Origin of the sequence: Actinotalea sp. Marseille-Q4924, from assembly GCF_916618755.1 — a bacterium.
Lineage (GTDB): Bacteria > Actinomycetota > Actinomycetes > Actinomycetales > Cellulomonadaceae > Actinotalea.
In genome coordinates, this window is sequence record NZ_CAKAKB010000006.1 from 143,930 (window position 1) to 160,996 (window position 17,067).

At 74.1% G+C, this 17,067-nt stretch carries 12 protein-coding genes; 3 read left to right on the forward strand and 9 right to left on the reverse strand.

What is annotated here, in order from left to right; genetic code table 11:
• Positions 1 to 25 precede the first annotated feature (25 nt).
• A complete protein-coding gene (locus tag LG379_RS15795; RefSeq protein ID WP_225755553.1) occupies positions 26 to 4,594 on the reverse strand; it encodes a nitrate- and nitrite sensing domain-containing protein in 4,569 nt (1,522 codons plus the stop codon).
• 190 nt (positions 4,595 to 4,784) lie between these two features.
• On the opposite strand from LG379_RS15795, the gene LG379_RS15800 reads away from it, so the two are divergent.
• On the forward strand, positions 4,785 to 5,780 hold the full coding sequence (locus tag LG379_RS15800) for an NAD(P)H-quinone oxidoreductase (RefSeq protein WP_225755554.1): 996 nt from the start codon (positions 4,785 to 4,787) through the stop codon (positions 5,778 to 5,780).
• A gap of 47 nt (positions 5,781 to 5,827) precedes the next feature.
• Positions 5,828 to 6,412 (forward strand): bacterial proteasome activator family protein, encoded by a 585-nt coding sequence (locus tag LG379_RS15805; RefSeq protein ID WP_225755555.1) that lies wholly within the window; start codon positions 5,828 to 5,830, stop codon positions 6,410 to 6,412.
• An 11-nt stretch (positions 6,413 to 6,423) separates the two neighbouring features.
• On the opposite strand, the gene LG379_RS15810 is transcribed toward LG379_RS15805, so the two are convergent.
• The 7 genes from LG379_RS15810 to serS all read right to left on the reverse strand — a co-directional run bounded on the left by LG379_RS15810 (position 6,424) and on the right by serS (position 14,703).
• Positions 6,424 to 7,344, reverse strand: a complete 921-nt coding sequence (locus tag LG379_RS15810) for a DMT family transporter (protein ID WP_225755556.1) — start codon at positions 7,342 to 7,344, stop codon at positions 6,424 to 6,426.
• A 199-nt stretch (positions 7,345 to 7,543) separates the two neighbouring features.
• Positions 7,544 to 8,515 carry a carbohydrate ABC transporter permease gene (locus LG379_RS15815; RefSeq protein WP_225755557.1) on the reverse strand — a complete coding sequence of 324 codons (972 nt, stop codon included), beginning with the start codon at positions 8,513 to 8,515 and terminating at the stop codon, positions 7,544 to 7,546.
• On the reverse strand, positions 8,512 to 9,471 hold the full coding sequence (locus LG379_RS15820; RefSeq protein ID WP_225755753.1) for a carbohydrate ABC transporter permease: 960 nt from the start codon (positions 9,469 to 9,471) through the stop codon (positions 8,512 to 8,514). The genes LG379_RS15815 and LG379_RS15820 overlap by 4 nt, the downstream gene beginning before the upstream one ends.
• 215 nt (positions 9,472 to 9,686) lie before the next feature.
• On the reverse strand, positions 9,687 to 11,081 hold the full coding sequence (locus LG379_RS15825) for an ABC transporter substrate-binding protein (RefSeq protein ID WP_225755558.1): 1,395 nt from the start codon (positions 11,079 to 11,081) through the stop codon (positions 9,687 to 9,689).
• 182 nt (positions 11,082 to 11,263) lie between these two features.
• The gene (locus LG379_RS15830) at positions 11,264 to 12,319 is read right to left on the reverse strand and encodes a LacI family DNA-binding transcriptional regulator (RefSeq protein ID WP_225755559.1); all 1,056 of its coding nucleotides are present in this window, start codon (positions 12,317 to 12,319) and stop codon (positions 11,264 to 11,266) included.
• Between the two features lie 273 nt (positions 12,320 to 12,592).
• A complete protein-coding gene (locus LG379_RS15835; RefSeq protein WP_225755560.1) occupies positions 12,593 to 13,423 on the reverse strand; it encodes an HAD family hydrolase in 831 nt (276 codons plus the stop codon).
• Positions 13,420 to 14,703, reverse strand: coding sequence for a serine--tRNA ligase (gene serS, locus LG379_RS15840; protein WP_225755561.1), 1,284 nt, complete (start codon positions 14,701 to 14,703; stop codon positions 13,420 to 13,422). Before serS ends, LG379_RS15835 begins: the two co-directional genes overlap by 4 nt.
• 143 nt (positions 14,704 to 14,846) lie before the next feature.
• Here serS and LG379_RS15845 point away from each other — a divergent pair, with 143 nt between their 5' ends.
• Positions 14,847 to 16,043: a diacylglycerol kinase family protein gene (locus LG379_RS15845; RefSeq protein ID WP_225755562.1), complete on the forward strand. Its 1,197-nt coding sequence runs from the start codon at positions 14,847 to 14,849 to the stop codon at positions 16,041 to 16,043.
• Between the two features lie 24 nt (positions 16,044 to 16,067).
• Here the strand turns inward: LG379_RS15845 and pheA are convergent, their stop codons facing one another.
• A complete protein-coding gene (gene pheA, locus LG379_RS15850) occupies positions 16,068 to 17,030 on the reverse strand; it encodes a prephenate dehydratase (protein WP_225755563.1) in 963 nt (320 codons plus the stop codon).
• Between the last annotated feature and the right edge of the window lie 37 nt (positions 17,031 to 17,067).

Here is a 17,067-nt window from a genome sequence, read left to right on the forward strand (position 1 = left end):
GCCTGTCGGCGGCGAAGTGTCGCGGTCACCATGAGGTGCTCCGCTGGGTCAGGTCGGAGTCCGTCGGTACCGGGGCCAGCTGCTCGCGCTCGGACGGACCTTCCTCGTGACCGGTGCCGGAGGTCCCGGTACCGGTGGTCTGCGTGCCGTCGACCGCCATGCGGCCGCGGCTGGTGCCCGACTGGAAGCTGGACAGCAGCGATCGCACCTGGTTGGCGTCCCGCTCCGGACGCGGCACCCCGGGCCGGGTCGTGATCTCCGGCGCCGCCGGCACGGCGGAGGGCGTCCGACGCGTGAGCGACCCGGCACCTCCAGCGACCGTCTGCGGCCGGTAGCTCGACAGCTGGCTCAGCTCGGCCAGCGCCTGCTGGGCGAGGTCGGCCCGCTGCGCGAGTGCCGAGTTCACCTCGGCGTCGAAGCCCGAGACGCCCGTGGGCTCCGGGGTGAAGGTCGCGGGCTGGAAGGCGGGCAGCGGCGCGGGGGTGAACGACTGCTGGGTCGCTCCGGGCGTCCGGTGGCCGAGGCCACCACCGCCACCACCGGCCGCCGGCTCCGGTGCGGCGGGCGGCGCCATGGTGGGCCGCCACTGCGGCTCCTCCGGCACGTCCCACGTCTCCGGCGCCCACGACTCCGCCGGTGCGACGAAGGCTGCCGGGGCGACGGCGGGCTCGGCGGCGGGCTCAGGCTGCGGGGGCATCGGCCGCGGCGACGGCAGACCCCACTCCCCCACGACGTCCTGCCCACCCTGGTGCGCCGCCTCGTCGAGCGGCGCGCCGCCGAGGTCGGCGGGCACCTCCTCCGGGAAGAGCAGGTCACCTGCCTCACGCGTCGCGTGGACGGCCGGGAAGAACGCGCTCGCGCCGAGACGCGGCGTGGCCGACGGCGCCGCGGGGGCCTCCGGCTCGACCGGCGGCAGCGCGTGCGCACCGGCCTCCGACGGACCCCACGCCGACGAACGGAGCGGGGGTGCCACGGGCGCCGGGACGTCGTCCGTGGTCGCGGGCCAGGCGGGTGCCTCGGCGGACGGCTCCGGTGCGGTGCCGACCGGCTCGAGGGCCGGCTCGAGGGCCGGCTCGAACGCCGGCTGGGCCGGTGCGGTACGGCTCTTGGCGCGACCGAACGGCCACCACCGGCGCTTCGGCGGGGCCCCGGCCGCCACGGCTGCGCCGCCGGCCGCGGCGGGCGCTGCCGCACCGAGCACGGTCGCGTCGGCGTCGGCGGCGGCGGCGGCGGGCGCGTCAGCGGTGAGGAGGTCGAGGACCTCGTCACCCCGGTCGCCCACGGCGGTCCACGGCGCGTCGGCCGGCTCCGGGACGACCGGTGTCGGCCCGGTGACCGGCGACCACGGCGACACGGACGACGCCGCGTCCTCGAGCGCCTCGTCGGCGGCCCCGTCCTCGGCGGCGGGAGCACCGGCCTCCCACGACGACGTCGCCGCTGCAGGCTGCGCGTCCCACGACGCCGCCACGGGCTGCGCGTCCCACGACGGGGCCGGCGCGGCGTGCTGGTGCTCGTCGACGGTCGGGGCGGGCTCGGCCGCCGCCCAGTCCTGCTGCGGGGGCGTCCAGGCCTGCTGCGGCGCCCACTCCTGCTGGGCGGCCCACTCCTGCTGCGGCGGGGTCCAGGGCTGCTGAGCGGCCCAGTCCTGCTCGGCGGCGGGCGCGGGAGCGACGGGCTGCTGCCAGCCGGTGTCCACGGTCCACTCCGGGGCGGCGTCGTCGGCTGGGGCCCACGTGTCCTCGACCGCGTCGACCGCGGGCGGCCAGGTCAGCTCGTCGTCCCGGTAGGCGTGGCGCCCACCGGGGCGGTCCTCGACCGCGCCGAGCAGGGACGGCGGGAACTCGTCGTCGTCCTCGAGGGCCGGGATCACCAGCGGCTCGGGCTCGTCCGCCACCGCGTCGCCGTTGCGCCCGAAGAACGCCGCGGCCGCGGCGAGGCGGTCCGCACCGTCCCCGGCCGGACGCTCGTCGTCGCGGTCCGGCAGCTGGTCGACGGCGGCCGCGGCGAGCTCGGCACGCCGGGACCGGAAGCCGGAGAACATGGCGGCGCGGCTCTCCGGCGGACCTGCCGGCACGGCGGGCGTCGCCTCGGCCACGAGCTCGACCGGCGTGCGGCTCGGCAGACCGGCACCGCCCGGTGCACGCGTCGGCAGGGCCCGCGTCGGCAGCTCCGTCGCCGCCTCCCCCACGACCGGCTCCCCGGTCGTGGCGGCCGGCTCGCGGACCGGCAGGGCGTCGCCCCGCGTCGGGAGCGGTGCGGGCGCGGCAGCCTCGTCGTCGTCGGCGCGGCGGCGCGCCACGAGCGGCTGCGCCTCCACGACGGCCGGCGCCCAGCCCTCGTCCGTCGGCAGCGTGGCCGCTCCGGCGAGGGCGTCCGCCTGCGGGGCGAGCGGGATCGACGGCGCGGCGGCGGCGTCGTCCTGCTCGCGGTACTCGGTGCTGGGCGCGGGCGCCTCGCTGTCCGCCCCGCGGGAGCGGCGGCGCGGCAGCCCGTGACCGGTCCGGCCGTCGGTGAGCGAGGCGAGGTCGACCTCCTCGGCCGGGTTCTCGGCCGAGCCGAGGCTGCCGGGGCTGACGTCCTGCACGTGCTCGGGCACGGGGGCGAAGGCGGTGTCGTGGACGACGACGGCCGCCTCCTCCACGGGGGCGAAGCTCTCGCTGGGCCGCTCGGCGGCGGTGATCGGCGCGGTGAGCGGGATCGACGCCGTCTCGACGAAGAGGATCACCGGGATGCGCACGGTGGCGAGCGTCCCCGTGCCGTCCGGCCCGAGGCCCAGCTCGACCTGCGCACCGAGCCGACCGGCGATGCGGCCCACGACGAAGAGGCCGAGACGCTGCGCGCCGACGACGTCGCTGGCGGAGGTCGTCCGGATCTTCGCGTTCGCCTCGGCGAGCTCGGCGGCGGTCATGCCGAGGCCCTGGTCCAGGACGGTGACGACGACGTGCGTCTCGTCGATGCCCGTCGACACCTGGACGGGGGTGCCGGGGTCGGAGAAGACCGTCGCGTTCTCGAGGAGCTCGGCGAGGAGGTGCGCGGCCGGGAGGGCGACGTGGCCGAGCATGGAGGGGTCGACCGGCAGGTCGAGGTGGATGCGCTCGTAGTGCTCGATCTCCGACGACGCGGTGCGGATGACGTCGGACACCGGGATCGGCTCGCGCAGCCGGCGCCCCGTGTCGATCCCCGCGAGGACGAGGAGCGACTCGGCGTTGCGGCGCATCCGGGTGGCGAGGTGGTCGAGACGGAAGAGGTCGGCGAGGGTCGCCGGGTCCTCCTCGGAGCGCTCGAGCGCGTCGATGAAGGACAGCTGGCGGTTGAGGAGCACCTGGTCGCGGCGGGCGACGTTGACGAACATCTCCGCGATCGAGCCGCGCAGGGCGGCCTGCTCCTGGGCGACCTGGATCGTCGTGGCGTTGACCTCGTTGAACGCCTCGGCCAGGCGGCCGACCTCGTCGCGGGAGTCGACCGGGATCCGGACGAGCGCGAGGTCCGGGCCCTGCCCGGGGACGGACACCTGCTCGACCAGGCGCGGCAGCTCGTCACGGACCTGGCCCGCGGCGAGCGTCAGGCGTCGCAGCGGCTCGACGATCTGCCGGGCGATGGTCAGCGCGGTCGCGAGGGAGATGACGACCGCGAGGACGGTCAGGGCGATGGTGAGGGCAGCGGTGCGGAACGCCGTCGCCTCGACGTCGTCGGCCCGCACCTGCCCGGCGGCGTCGAGCTGGCCCAGCAGCGCGTCGTACTCGGCCGCCTGGCTGCCCGCCAGCTCGAACCACTGGTCCGGGGTGATGAAGGTGAAGAAGGTGTTGCCTCCCGAGACCGGGAGGGCACGGATGCTGCCGTAGCTCTGCAGACCGACCCGCAGCGGCGGCACGAGCACGTCGTCGCCGAGCTGGAGCTGCTGCACCAGGAGCGTGACCGTCTCCTGCTGCACGTTCGTGGCGGGGATCAGGCGCAGGAGCTCCTGGACGTCCGTCTGGGTCTGAGCGCCGGCGAGGACCGCCGAGCCGAGGACCTGCTCCTGGCGGTAGTCCTCCGCGAGCTGCATCGCCGCCGTCTGCGCCGTGATCACGGTCGCGAGGGGACGGTCGTCCAGCGCGTTCGCCACGACCTCCGGGAACGCGGTCACGCGCTCGACCACCGTCGTGTAGCCGGTGAAGGCGGCGCGGACGGTCATCTCGTCGCTGTCCACGGCACGCCGGAGCTGGTCCAGGGCGACCAGCTGGTCCCGCAGGCCGGTGACGGCACGGTCGACGACCGGGTCCAGGGAGGCCAGGTCGATGCTGTTCGCCGCGGTGTCCGCCGCGGAGATGGCCTTGTCGACCTGGGCGCGCGACTGGTTCATGGCGCCTCGTGCGTCGAGCCGCGAGGCGTCGTCCGCGAGCAGGAGCGGGATCGTCGCCGCGCGCTCCTCCTGCAACGCCACCGTGAGCTCGCGTGCGCGGTCGAGCGCACCCAGCAGCTCGGTCACCGTGCGCGCCACCCTCACGTCCTCGACCGCCTGCATCGAGATCGTCCCCGCGAGCGCGAAGAGGACGAGGACGGGCACGGACAGGGCCGCGAGGAGCTTCCCGCGGATGCCCAACCTGCGAAGCATGGTGTCTCCTTCACTGCGCGGTGTGCGCACACCGCGCGCGGTGCCGGCCGACGACGGCGCCAGGACGCGACTTCGCCGTCCACAACACATCGGCCCGGTAGCCCCCAGGCATGAGGATTGTGACGGAGTTGCTGGTCGCGGGTTTCCGACCCCGGTGGTGGTCGTCGACCCGGCTGCGAGACTCACGGTCATGAGGTTCGTCACGATCATCGACGACGACGGCGAGGGCCGCCTCGCCCTGGCCGACCGTGCGGCGCCGGTCCCCGGTCCCGGTGAGGTGCTCGTCCAGGTGGCGGGCGCCGGCGTCAACAACGCGGACCTGCTCCAGGTCGCCGGCCGCTACCCCGCCCCCGCCGGGGCACCGGACTGGCCGGGCCTGGAGGTCTCGGGGACCGTGACCGCCGTCGGCGCCGGGGTGGGCGGCGTCGTCGTCGGCGACCGGGTCGCAGCGCTGCTGGCGGGTGGGGGCTACGCGGAGCAGGTCGTCGTCCCGGCGGCGCAGGTGCTCGCCGTCCCGCCGGCCCTCGACCTCGTCGACGCCGCGGCGCTGCCGGAGGCGGCCTGCACCGTCTGGTCGACCCTGTGGTCGCCGGAGCTCGGCGCGGGCCTGCGCGCCGGGGAGTGGCTGCTCGTCCACGGCGGCTCGGGCGGCGTCGGGTCCTTCACGGTGCAGGCCGCCAAGGCGTCGGGCGTCCACGTCGTGGCGACGGCCGGCGGCCCCGAGCGGACGGCGCGCTGCCGTGAGCTGGGCGCCGACGTCGTCGTCGACCACCACACCGAGGACTTCGTCGACGCGGCGCGCCGGGCGACGAGGGGGCGTGGCGTCGACGTCGTCCTGGACGTCGTCGGGGCCGCCTACCTGGGCCGCAACCTCGACGTCCTTGCGACGGGGGGCCGGCTGGCCGTCATCGGGCTGCAGCAGGGCCGGCGCGCGGAGCTCGACCTCGGCCTCCTCCTGGCGAAGCGCGCGCGGGTGCTCGGCACGACGCTGCGGTCGCGCCCCGCGGACGAGAAGGCCGCCGTCGTCGCCGGCGTCGCGCGTGGCCTCTGGCCGCTCGTGGCGACGGGCGCCGTGCGACCTGTGGTGGCGGAGCGGGTCCCGCTGTCCGAGGCCGGCCGGGCGCACGAGCTCCTGCGGGCGGGGACCGTCTTCGGCAAGGTCGTGCTGGTCCCTGAGCGACCGTGAGCGGCTCGCCCTCGCACGTCGCACGTCGGGACGACCAGAATGGGCGGATGACGTCCAGCCCCGACAGCCCGCAGCCCGCCGACGCCCGCCCCGACGAGGCCGACGACGTGGTGGAGCCCGAGGACGCCGTGACGGTCGAGGACCCTGACGGGCCCGGCTCGCCGTCCGAGGCCATGTTCACCGGCTCGCCCGCGAAGGTCATGCGCATCGGCACGATGGTCAAGCAGCTCCTCGAGGAGGTGCGCAACGCACCGCTCGACGAGGCGGCCCGCGCGCGCATGGCGGAGGTGCACGATCGCTCGCTGCACGAGCTCGAGGAGGGCCTGTCCGACGAGCTCGTCGCCGAGCTGCGGCGCATCACCCTGCCCTTCTCCGACGACGAGAGCCCGTCGGACGCGGAGCTCCGGGTCGCGCAGGCCCAGCTCGTCGGCTGGCTGGAGGGCCTCTTCCACGGCCTGCAGACGGCGCTCGTGGCGCAGCAGATGTCGACCCAGGCGCAGCTGGCGCAGATGCGCCGCGCCCTGCCGCCCGGCTCGATCCCGCCGGGCGCGATGGGGATGGCGCCGGGGCAGGCGGGCGAGGACGGCGAGCCGCGTCGTCAGGACGAGCGGCACCCCGGCCAGTACCTGTGAGCTGACGCTCCTCAGGGCGTGGGGTCGGGCACCGGCACGGGCTGACGCCGGCGTGCCGACGCCAGCGCGATCGCGCCGGACACGAGGACCAGGCCGACGACCTCCAGGGGGCCCGGCACCTGCCCCAGCACCACGGCGCCCACCACGGTCGCCGTGGCGGGGAGCAGCGCGAGCAGGATCGCGAACACGGCCGCCCCCACCCGTCTCATCACCACCTGCTCCAGCCCGTACGGGATGACCGAGGAGAGCACCGCCACCCCGACGACGGCGCCCGCGAGCCACCACGACGTCACGACCGGGGCCGCCGGGGCGACGAGGAACGGCCCGGTGGCGAGTGCGCCGGCCGCCATCGCGACCGCGAGCCCGGACACACCCGCGCCGCCCAGGGCGACGCGCCGCCCCAGCACGATGTAGCCCGCCCAGAACGCGGCGGCCAGACCGATCGCGACGAGCCCGACGACGACGCCCGGGCCGCCCACCTCGAGAGTCACCCCCGCGAGCAGGACGACGCCCGCGAAGGCCAGCACGATGCCCCAGCGCTCGCGCCAGCCCGAGCCCGTGACGGCGGCCACCGCGACGGGCCCGAGGAACTCGATCGCCACGGCGGTCCCCAGCGGAAGGTGCTCGATCGCGACGTAGAAGGTGATGTTCATGGCTGCCAGGCACACGCCGAAGGCGGTGGCAGCGCCGAGGCGACGGCGGGTCCAGCCGACGCGCCACGGACGCGTCAGCGCGACGAGGACGAGGGCGGAGACGACGACCCGCAACCACGCCACCGCCGCGGCCGGGATCCGGTCGAACAGCGAGACGGCGAGCGCGGCGCCCAGGTACTGGGTGAGGCCGGAGACGACGAAGATCGCCGGTGCGGGGACGCGGGCGAGGGCTCGCCCGGGAGCCGTGCCCGGCGTCGTCGTCGGCGGCTCGGCGGTCACCGCGCCAGGCTAGGTCACGCCGGCCCCGCCCCCCTCCCGCCGCATCACGCCGTCCTCTCCGCCACTTCGCGTCCGATCCACCAGTCGAGAGGTACGGATCGGACGCAGGGTGGCGGATCGGACGCAGATCGGACACACGACGGCGCCCCCGGACCGGTGGATCCGGGGGCGCCGTCGAGGTGGCCGTGCGTCCTGCGGGTCAGCCCTTGACGGAGCCGGCGAGCAGGCCGCGGACGAAGTACCGCTGGAGCGCGAGGAACACGACCAGCGGGACGACGATCGTGACGAACGCACCCGAGGACAGCAGGTGCCACGTCTCACCACGGTTGCCCGCCAGCTCGGCGAGGCGGACGGTCAGCGGCGCGACGTCGGCGGTGCCGCCGGCGAAGACGAGGGCCACGAGCAGGTCGTTCCAGACCCAGAGGAACTGGAAGATCGCGAACGCGGCGATCGCCGGGACGAGCAGGGGCAGGAGCACCTGGAAGAAGATCTTCACGTGCCCCGCGCCGTCGACGCGGGCGGCCTCGATGAGGGACGGCGGGATGTCCTTCATGAAGTTGTGCAGGAGGAACACCGCGAGCGGCAGCGCGAAGATCGTGTGCGAGAGCCACACGACCCAGTACGACCCGGCGAGGCCCCAGTCCACGTACTGCGTCAGCAGCGGGATCAGGGTGATCTGGATCGGGATGATCTGGAGCGCGAAGACGGCCACGAACAGCACGTCCCGGCCGCGGAAGTCGATCCACGCGAAGGCGTACGCCGCGAGCAGCGCGAGGCTGATCGGGATGAGCACCGCGGGGATCGTCACGACGAGCGAGTTGATGATGTAGTTCGAGAAGCTCGCCCCCCCGAACAGCACCTCCTGGTAGTTCTCCATCGTGAAGTTGGGGTTGGCGAGGGAGGTCCACCAGCCCGTCTGCCGCACGTCGCTCGCGGGCCGGAAGGACGTGACCAGGAGGCCGAACGTCGGGACGGTCCACAGCAGCGCGATGATGAGCGCGATGCCGGAGGCCCAGGGGGAGCTGATCTTCCCCTTGACCGCGATCGCACGCTTCTCGGTGCGCGAGAGCTTGCGCTCCTTCGGCCGGCCCAGGCCTGGCGCCTTGCCGCCGTCGATCTCGCCTTCCTCGGACTTCTGGAACGCCTGAGGAGGCGGTGGCGTCGTGGTCATCGGATCTCCTCCGCGAGTCGCATCTGCCGGACGTTGTAGACGACCAGCGGGATGACCAGGATGAACAGGATCGTGGCGAGCGCCGCCCCGAGGCCCGCGTTACCGGCGCGGAAGCTCTGCGTGTAGAACTCGTTGGCCACGACCGAGGTGTTGAAGTTGCCACCCGTCATCGTGCGGACGATGTCGAAGACCTTCAGGGTCGCCATGGCGATCGTCGTCAGGACGACGACGAGCGCAGGGCGGATGCTCGGGACGGTGATGTACCGGAACATCTTGACGCCGGTGAGACCGTCCAGGCGCGCGGCCTCGACGATGTCGTCGGGGATCGCCTTGATGGCGGCGGAGAGGATCGTCATCGCGAAGCCGGACTGGATCCAGATCATGACGGCGATGAGGAACAGGTTGTTCCACGGGGCGTTGAGCAGGAACTGCTGCGGCTCGAGCCCGAACCAGACGAGGAACTGGTTCAGCAGACCGGTCTGCTCGTTCGTCGGGTTGCCCTCGGCGTCCGGCAGGAGCGCCCGGTACTCGTACATGAACCGCCAGATGACCGACGCGCCGACGAGCGAGATGGACATCGGCAGGAACATCAGCGTCTTGGCGAAGCGCTCGAAGCGGGTCCTGTCGACGAGGACGGCGTAGATGAGTCCGAAGAGCGTCGACAGCAGCGGGACGAGGATCACCCACAGGGCGGTGTTGCGCAGGACGATCTGCAGGTCCGGGTTGGTGAACGACGTGACGTAGTTGTCGAGGCCGATGAACTCCGAGCCGTTGCGGTTGAACAACGACGCGTACATCGTCCGCAGACCGGGGTACAGCAGGCCGAACGTCAGGAAGATGAGCGTCGGGGCGAGGAACGCCGCGGTGACCGCCCAGGTCGGCATGCGCTTGATCCTGTCGACCGCGAGCAGGATCGCGCCCATGACGAGGACGAACAGGAGGACGGCGACGACCATGAGGGCGAGCTTGTGCCCCGGGTCCGACGCGTCCGTGAGCCAGGTGCGCAGGCCGCGAGTCAGGTACTCGAACCATGCGCCGATGTTGGAGAAGAAGTCCACTGCCACCTCCGTGTGCGGCGCCTCACGGGCCGGTGAGGCGCGGGACGTCGACGTCGACGTGCCAGCCGGGGCCCGCTCCTAGTGGAGCAGGCCCCGGCCGGTTCACGCCAGCATCACGGCCAGGAGGCCTCGATGGCGTCGAGGACGTCCTGCGTCGGCTTGTCGGTCGCGAGCCACGCGGTCATCTCGGCCCAGAAGGAGCCTGCGCCCACGGCACCGGGCATGAGGTCCGAGCCGTCGAAGCGGAACGTGCGGCTCTCGTCCGCGAGCAGCTCGGCCGACAGGGCGTCGATCGGCGACTCGTAGAGGGAGGTGTCCTGCGAGTTGTTCGCCGACACCCAGCCCGGGCCCGAGGACTCGAGCTTGGCGTTGGTCCACTCCGGGCTGGCCAGGTACGCCTGGAAGGCCTGGACCTCGGGACGGTCGGAGAACGTGACCACGAACTCGCCGCCACCGAGGACTGGCTGGTTCTCGGGGTCGATCGGCGGCAGGTAGAAGGCGAAGACGTCGCCGTCCTCGGCCACGACCGCGTCCTCCTGGTAGACCGGCCACTGCGCCTGGTAGAAGGACGCCTGGCGGTGCATCCAGCACTCGCCGTCCAGGATCGGGTAGCCCGCGTCGGTGAACTCGGTGGTCGCGATCGAGCTGACGTCACCGAAGCCCGCGTTGACGTACTCCGGGTTCTTGAGGATGCCCTCGACGTACTCCATGGCCTCGGCGACCGCGGGGTCGTTGAAGGGGATCTCGTGGTTGACCCACTGGTCGTAGACGTCCGGGCCCGCGGAGCGGAGCATGACGTCCTCGACCCAGTCCGTGGCCGGCCAGCCGGTGGCGTCACCGGAGCCGATGCCCGCGCACCAGGGGGTGCCGCCGGCGGCGACGATCTCGTCCGACAGGGCGATCATGTCGTCCCACGTCTCGGGGATCTCGTAGCCGGCCTCCTCGAACATCGAGGGGGAGTACCAGACGAACGACTTCACGTTGGCGCCCAGCGGGGTGCCGTAGAACGTGCCGTCGACCGTGCCGTAGCCCTTCCACGCCTCGGAGTAGTACTCGTCGACGTTGGCCTCGGCGAGCTCGCCGACCGGCTGCACCGCGTCGGGGAAGTCCGTCACGAGGGTGTTCAGCAGACCGGGCTGCGGGACGTAGGCGATGTCAGGCGCGTTGCCGGCCTGGACACGGACGGGGAGCTGCGCCTCGAACTCGCGCGAGCCCTCGTAGATCACGTCGGCGCCGGTGCACTCCTCGAAGGGGACCCACGACTGGATGTGGGCCTCGTCCTCGGGCGCGGTGATCGAGGTGTAGACCGTGACCTCGGTGCCGCTCAGGTCCCCGTACGTGTCGACGTAGTCCTGGCACTCCTCGGAGACGTCCCCGCCACCGTCGCCGCCACCGCCGGCGTCACCGCCGTCGTCCTCCGGCGGGGCGGTGCAGGCGGCCAGGACCAGCGCCAGGCCGAGACCGCCGGCCACGGCGGCAGCGCCGCGACCTCGCGTCGTGCTTCTCATCAACGAACCTCCACGTCGTCGTAGGGCGGATGTCCGCCCCGGTTCCACCCGAGGTCCGTGACGTGCACTTCCCCGGGCACGCTGGCAATGCAAGCGCTTTCATGGGGGTCCTGCAAGCAGTTGCGGCCACATCCGGGCGACGAAGTGGTAACGATTCCGTCACGCGGGGCCAACCGGGTGACTCAGCCGGCGCGACGCACCGGTCGGGCGCGGCGTGCGCCCGGGGCCAGGGGCGGGGGCGGCCCCGTGGACGACCGCTGCACCAGCTCGGTCGGGTAGACGACCTCCTTGGGCGCGGCGTAGCCGCCGATCATGTCCAGGACGAGGCGCGCGGCCGCAGCACCCTGCTCGTCCGCGGCCTGCGCCATGGTCGTCAGGCCGACGAGCTCGCCCATGTCGTGGCCGTCGACCCCGATGACCGAGACGTCCTCCGGGACGCGCAGGCCCAGGTCGCGCAGCCCGAGGATCGCGCCCATCGCCATCTCGTCGGAGGAGGCGAAGACCGCGGTGACGTCAGGGGCCCGCGCCATGAGCTCGTGCAGCGACTCCCGGCCGCCGGCGGTGTCGAAGTGACCGTGCACCTCGAGCTCCGGGCCCGGCTCGATCCCGGCCTCGCGCATCGCCTCCCGCCACCCCGCGGCGCGGTCGACCGGGGGCGACCACGGCGAGACGTCGTCCGGGGCGCCGGAGATGTGCGCGATCCGGCGGTGGCCCAGCCCGAGCAGGTGCCGCGTCGCCGCCTGCGCGGTCCCCCGGTCGTCGAGCCGCACCGTCACGATCCCGTAGCCGCCCCAGCCCACGCAGACGATCGGGTAGCCGAGGCCCTGGAGCGCCCGGACCTCGTCCTCCTCCAGCGGCAGGCCGACGACGAGGATGCCGTCGACGCGGCGGCGCAGGACCGACGGGTCGACCCGGTACGCCCGTCCGGCGGACCGGTCGATCTCGAAGGTGTACAGCAGCACGTCGAAGCCCTGGGCGCGCAGCGCCCGCTCCGCGCCCTCGATGACGTTGGAGAAGAACCAGCGGTTGATGAACGGGCTGATGAGCCCGATCGTCCGCGTCCTGCCGGACGCGAGGCTGGCCGCCGACGGCGACGCGACGTACCCGAGCTCCTCGGCCACCACCCGGACCCGGTCGCGCGTGGCAGCGTTGACGTTGGGCAGCCCTCGCAGCGCCCGCGACACGGTCGCCGTCGACACGCCGGCGGCGCGGGCGACGTCGTCGATGCCTGCCGCCATGTGCGGGATTGTCCTCCTCGCGCCACCGGCGGTCCACCACAGACCCCTCCCCACGGCTGCCGCAGGGTGACCCCGTCACCCGTGCGGCCCCTCCCCGCCCCGACGCCGATGCGTCCGCGCTGCCCCCGTCGGCCCTGCCCCCGTCGCGTCCTACCCGCCACTTCGCGTCCGATCCGCATGTCGCACCGTGCGGATCAGACGCAGGGTGGCGGGCTGGACGGGAGGTGGGTGGGGGGCGCAGCGGGTAAGAGGGCGGCTGCCCGGAGGGCAGGGTCAGGTGGTCAGGAGGTCGTGCAGCACGGCGAGCGCGCCGCCGTCCTCCCAGGAGCCCGTGACCTCGTCCGCGGCGGCGCGCGTGACGTCGTCGGCGTGGCCCATCGCGACACCCCGGGCGGCCCACCGCAGCATCTCAACGTCGTTGCGCCCGTCGCCCACGGCGACGGTCCGGGACGGGTCCACGCCGAGCTGCTCGCGCACCGCCTCCAGCGCGGTGGCCTTGGACACCCCCTGCGGGCTGAGGTCGAGCCACGCCGTCCAGCCCACCGCGTAGGACACCTCGTGCAGACCGATCCGCTCGACCATCGCGTGGAAGTCCGCGTCGGTGTGCTCGGGGCTGCGGATGACGACGCGCGTGGCCGGCACGGCGCACAGGTCGTCGAACCCGACGGGGGTCACGTGGCCGTCCATCTCGCCGTCGGGGAACGCGCCGTGCACGAAGAAGCCCCGGCCCACGTCCTCCACGGCGAACAGCGCGTCCGGCAGCTCCTCACGGACGAGCCGCAGGGCCGGGCCCGCGTCGAACGTCACGAGGTCCGCGATCCGGTAGCCGGGCTCCTCCGGGTGGAGCTCGACCGTGACCGCCCCGTTGGACGTCACCGCAGGGCCGGCCTGCATGCCGAGCTGCTGGGCGTACGGCAGCGCCGAGTGCACGGACCGGCCCGTCGCGACGACGACGTGGTCGCCCCGGTCCCGGAGCTCCGCCACCGCCTCGGCGATCCCGCCGAGCAGCGTCCCCGACCAGTCCAGCAGCGTCCCGTCCAGGTCCAGCGCGACGAGCCGGGGCCCTGCCCCGTCCCGCCCGCGACCGTCGACACCGGTGCTCATGCGGCCACCGGGCTGAGGACCTCGAGCCCGCCGAGGTAGGGACGCAGCCCCTCCGGCACGCGTACGGACCCGTCCTCGAGCTGGTGGTTCTCGAGCAGGGCGACGATCCAGCGCGTCGTGGCGAGCGTGCCGTTGAGCGTGGCGACGGCGCGGGTCCCCGCGTCGGTCCGCTCCCGCACGCCCAGGCGGCGCGCCTGGAACGTGGTGCAGTTCGACGTCGAGGTGAGCTCGAGCCACCGCTGCTGGCTGGGCAGCCACGCCTCGCAGTCGTACTTGCGGGCCGCGCTCGAGCCGAGGTCACCCGCCGCCACGTCGATGACGCGGTACGGCAGCTCCGCCAGCGCGAGCATCTCCTCCTCGAAGGCGAGGAGCCGCTCGTGCTCGGCCTCGGAGTCCTCGACGGTCGTCCAGCTGAACATCTCGACCTTGTGGAACTGGTGGACGCGGATGATGCCGCGGGTGTCGCGCCCGTGCGAGCCCGCCTCCCGGCGGTAGCAGGCCGACCACCCCGCGTACCGGCGCGGGCCGCCGGACAGGTCGAGGACCTCGTCCGCGTGGTAGCCGGCGAGCGCGACCTCCGACGTGCCGACGAGGTACAGGTCGTCCGCCTCGAGCCGGTAGACCTCGTCCGCGTGCGCACCGAGGAACCCAGTGCCGCGCATCACCTCCGGGCGCACCAGGGTGGGCGTGATCATCGGGGTGAACCCCGCCGCGACCGCGCGGTCCATCGCGGCGGTCAGCAGCGCGAGCTCCAGCCGCGCGCCGACACCGGTGAGGAAGTAGAAGCGCGCGCCGGAGACCTTCGCGCCGCGCTCGGTGTCGATGGCCGCGAGCCGCTCCCCCAGGTCGAGGTGGTCGCGCACCGTGAAGGCGGGGCCGTACTCGGCCGCCAGGTCCCGCGGCGTGCCGACGTGGCGCAGGACCGCGTAGTCGTCCTCGCCGCCCGCCGGGACGCCGTCGACGACGACGTTCGCGATCCGCATGACGGCGTCGTCCAGCTGGGCGGCGGCGTCGTCGGCGTCGGCCTGGGCGGCCTTGACCCCCTCGGCCAGCTCCTTCGCCCGCACCAGGAGCGCCTGCTTGTCGGCTCCCTGCGCCTGAGCGACCTGCTTGCCGAGCCCCTTCTGCTCCGCCCGGAGCTCCTCGAAGCGCGCGAGACCGGAGCGGCGCCGGGAGTCGAGCTCGAGCACCTGGTCGACCAGGGCGGGGTCGTCGCCCCGCACACGCTGGCTGGCGCGGACGGCGTCGGGGTTCTCCCTCAGGAGGCGCAGGTCGATCACCCCAGGAGGGTATCGACCGGGTCCGAGCCGCTCGACCCGGTGTGGGCGGGCGCTCAGGCCTCCGGGCTCGGTGTGGGCCAGCGCACAGGCGTCCGGGGCCGACTGAGGGTGTGCTGAGAACCCGGCACCCGTACCGTTCGGACATGACCTGGGTGGGATGGCTCGTCACCGGCCTCGCGATCGCCCTGGCGACCGTCGCCCTCGTGCTCGTCGTCAGGACGCGCCGCGCGCTGCGTGGGCACGGCCTGGAGCTCAGCCCGTCCGCCGCGGGACCGGGGGCGGAGGGGACCGCCGCGACCGCGGACGCCGACGCCGCCCACGTCCGCGTCGCCTTCGTCGCCAACCCGACCAAGCCCGGCGTGCCCGAGCTCCGCGACGCCGCCGTGCAGGCGTGCGCCGCCCGCTACCTGCCCGAGCCGCTGTGGTTCGACACGACGGCCGAGGACCCCGGCGTCGGCCAGGCCCGCCAGGCGCTCGAGCAGGGCGCCCGGCTCGTCGTGGCGATCGGCGGGGACGGGACCGTTCGTGCCGTGGCCGAGGGGCTCGCCGGCACGGGCGCCGCGATGGGCATCCTGCCCCAGGGCACCGGGAACCTCCTGGCGCGCAACCTCGACCTGCCGATCGGCGACATCGACGCCCTGCTGAGGATCGCCCTCACCGGGACCGACCGGACGATCGACGTCGGCTGGCTGACGATCGTGCGCGACGAGTCGCAGGTCGACGACGTCGTCGCCGAGGCGGACCCCGAGGCGGTCGAGCCCGCCGAGACGCCGCCGGACGCGGTCGAGCCCGCGCGCGACCACATCTTCCTCGTCATGGCGGGGCTCGGCTTCGACGCCGCCGTCATGGGCGACACCGACGAGGACCTCAAGGCCCGCGTGGGCTGGGTCGCGTACGTCTTCTCCGGCCTGCGGCACCTCGGCGGACGCCGCATGCGCCTCGCCCTGTCGTTCGACGACGGGCCGTGGCGGGCGGTCCGGCTGCGCAGCATCATCTTCGGCAACGTCGGACGCCTCCCCGGCGGCATCACCCTCATCCCGGGCGCCGAGGTCGACGACGGCGTCCTGCACGTCGGCTCGATCGACGCCCGCGCCGGCGTGCTCGGGTGGGCGCGGGTCGCCGGCGACGTCACGCTGCAGCGCTTCGGGATCCGGCCGAAGCGGGAGCAGGACGGCCTGGGGAGGATCGAGCACACCGACGCCCGCGAGGTCCGCGTCCGGTCCCGCGACCCCCAGCCGGTCCAGGTCGACGGCGACACCATCGGCGAGGCGCTCGAGCTGCACGCGCGGATCCAGCCCGGGGCGCTCGTCCTCCGGCTCCCCCTGGAGGCCGACGCCTGAGGACGCCGTGACCTGGCGTCAGCGTCAGTGGGCGCGGCCCTCCCGCAGCGCCTGCACCCACGCGCGGGCGGCGAGGAAGTCGGCGTCGAAGGTCCCCGGCCGGACGTCGCCGTGGGGCGCGTCCACCCGCGGGTACGACCCGAGGAACCGCACGTGCGGGCACACGCGGTGCAGGCCCATGAGGGCCTCGGCCACGCGCTCGTCGGCGACGTGCCCCTCGGCGTCGATGGAGAAGGAGTAACGACCGAGCGAGTCGCCCAGGGGCCGGGACTCGATGCGCGACAGGTTGACGCCCCGGGCGGCGAACTGCTCGAGCATCTCCAGCAGCGCGCCGGCCTGGTTGCTGGGCAGGTGGACGACGAGCGTCGTCTTGTCGGCGCCCGTCCGCGGCGGCACGGGACCGGGCCGCCCGACGAGCACGAAGCGCGTCACGGCGTGGTGGTTGTCCGCGACGTCGTCGGCGAGCGGGACGAGCCCGTACACCTCGACCGCGGGCGGGGGCACGAGTGCGGCGTCGAACCCGAGCTCGCGCTCGGAGGAGGCCATCGCCGCGGCGGGCGCGGTGTTGGACGTCGCCGGCACGTGCACGGCGTCCGGCAGGTGCTGCGCCAGCCAGCGGCGGCACTGCGCCCACGCGTGCGGGTGGGCGGCGACGCGGCGCACCGCGCCCAGCCCGGTGCCGGGACGCACGGCCAGCACGAAGGAGACGGGCACGATCATCTCGCCCTGGAGCGCGAGCGGGTCGCCCGTGGCGAGGGTGTCCAGGACCGCCGTCACCGAGCCCTCGACCGAGCTCTCGATCGCGACGACGGCGTGGTCGGCGGCCCCGCCGCGCACGGCCTCGATCGCGGAGACGACGTCGACCTGCGGGAGGAACTCGGCCTCCTCCGGCGAGGCGATCTGCCGCAGCGCTGCCTCGGTGAACGTGCCGGCCGGGCCCAGGTAGGCGTACCGGGTCCGGCTCGACCCGTGGGTGCCGCTGGCCATCGTTCCTCCTGGCGTGGTGGCGGTGGGTCCTCGGCAC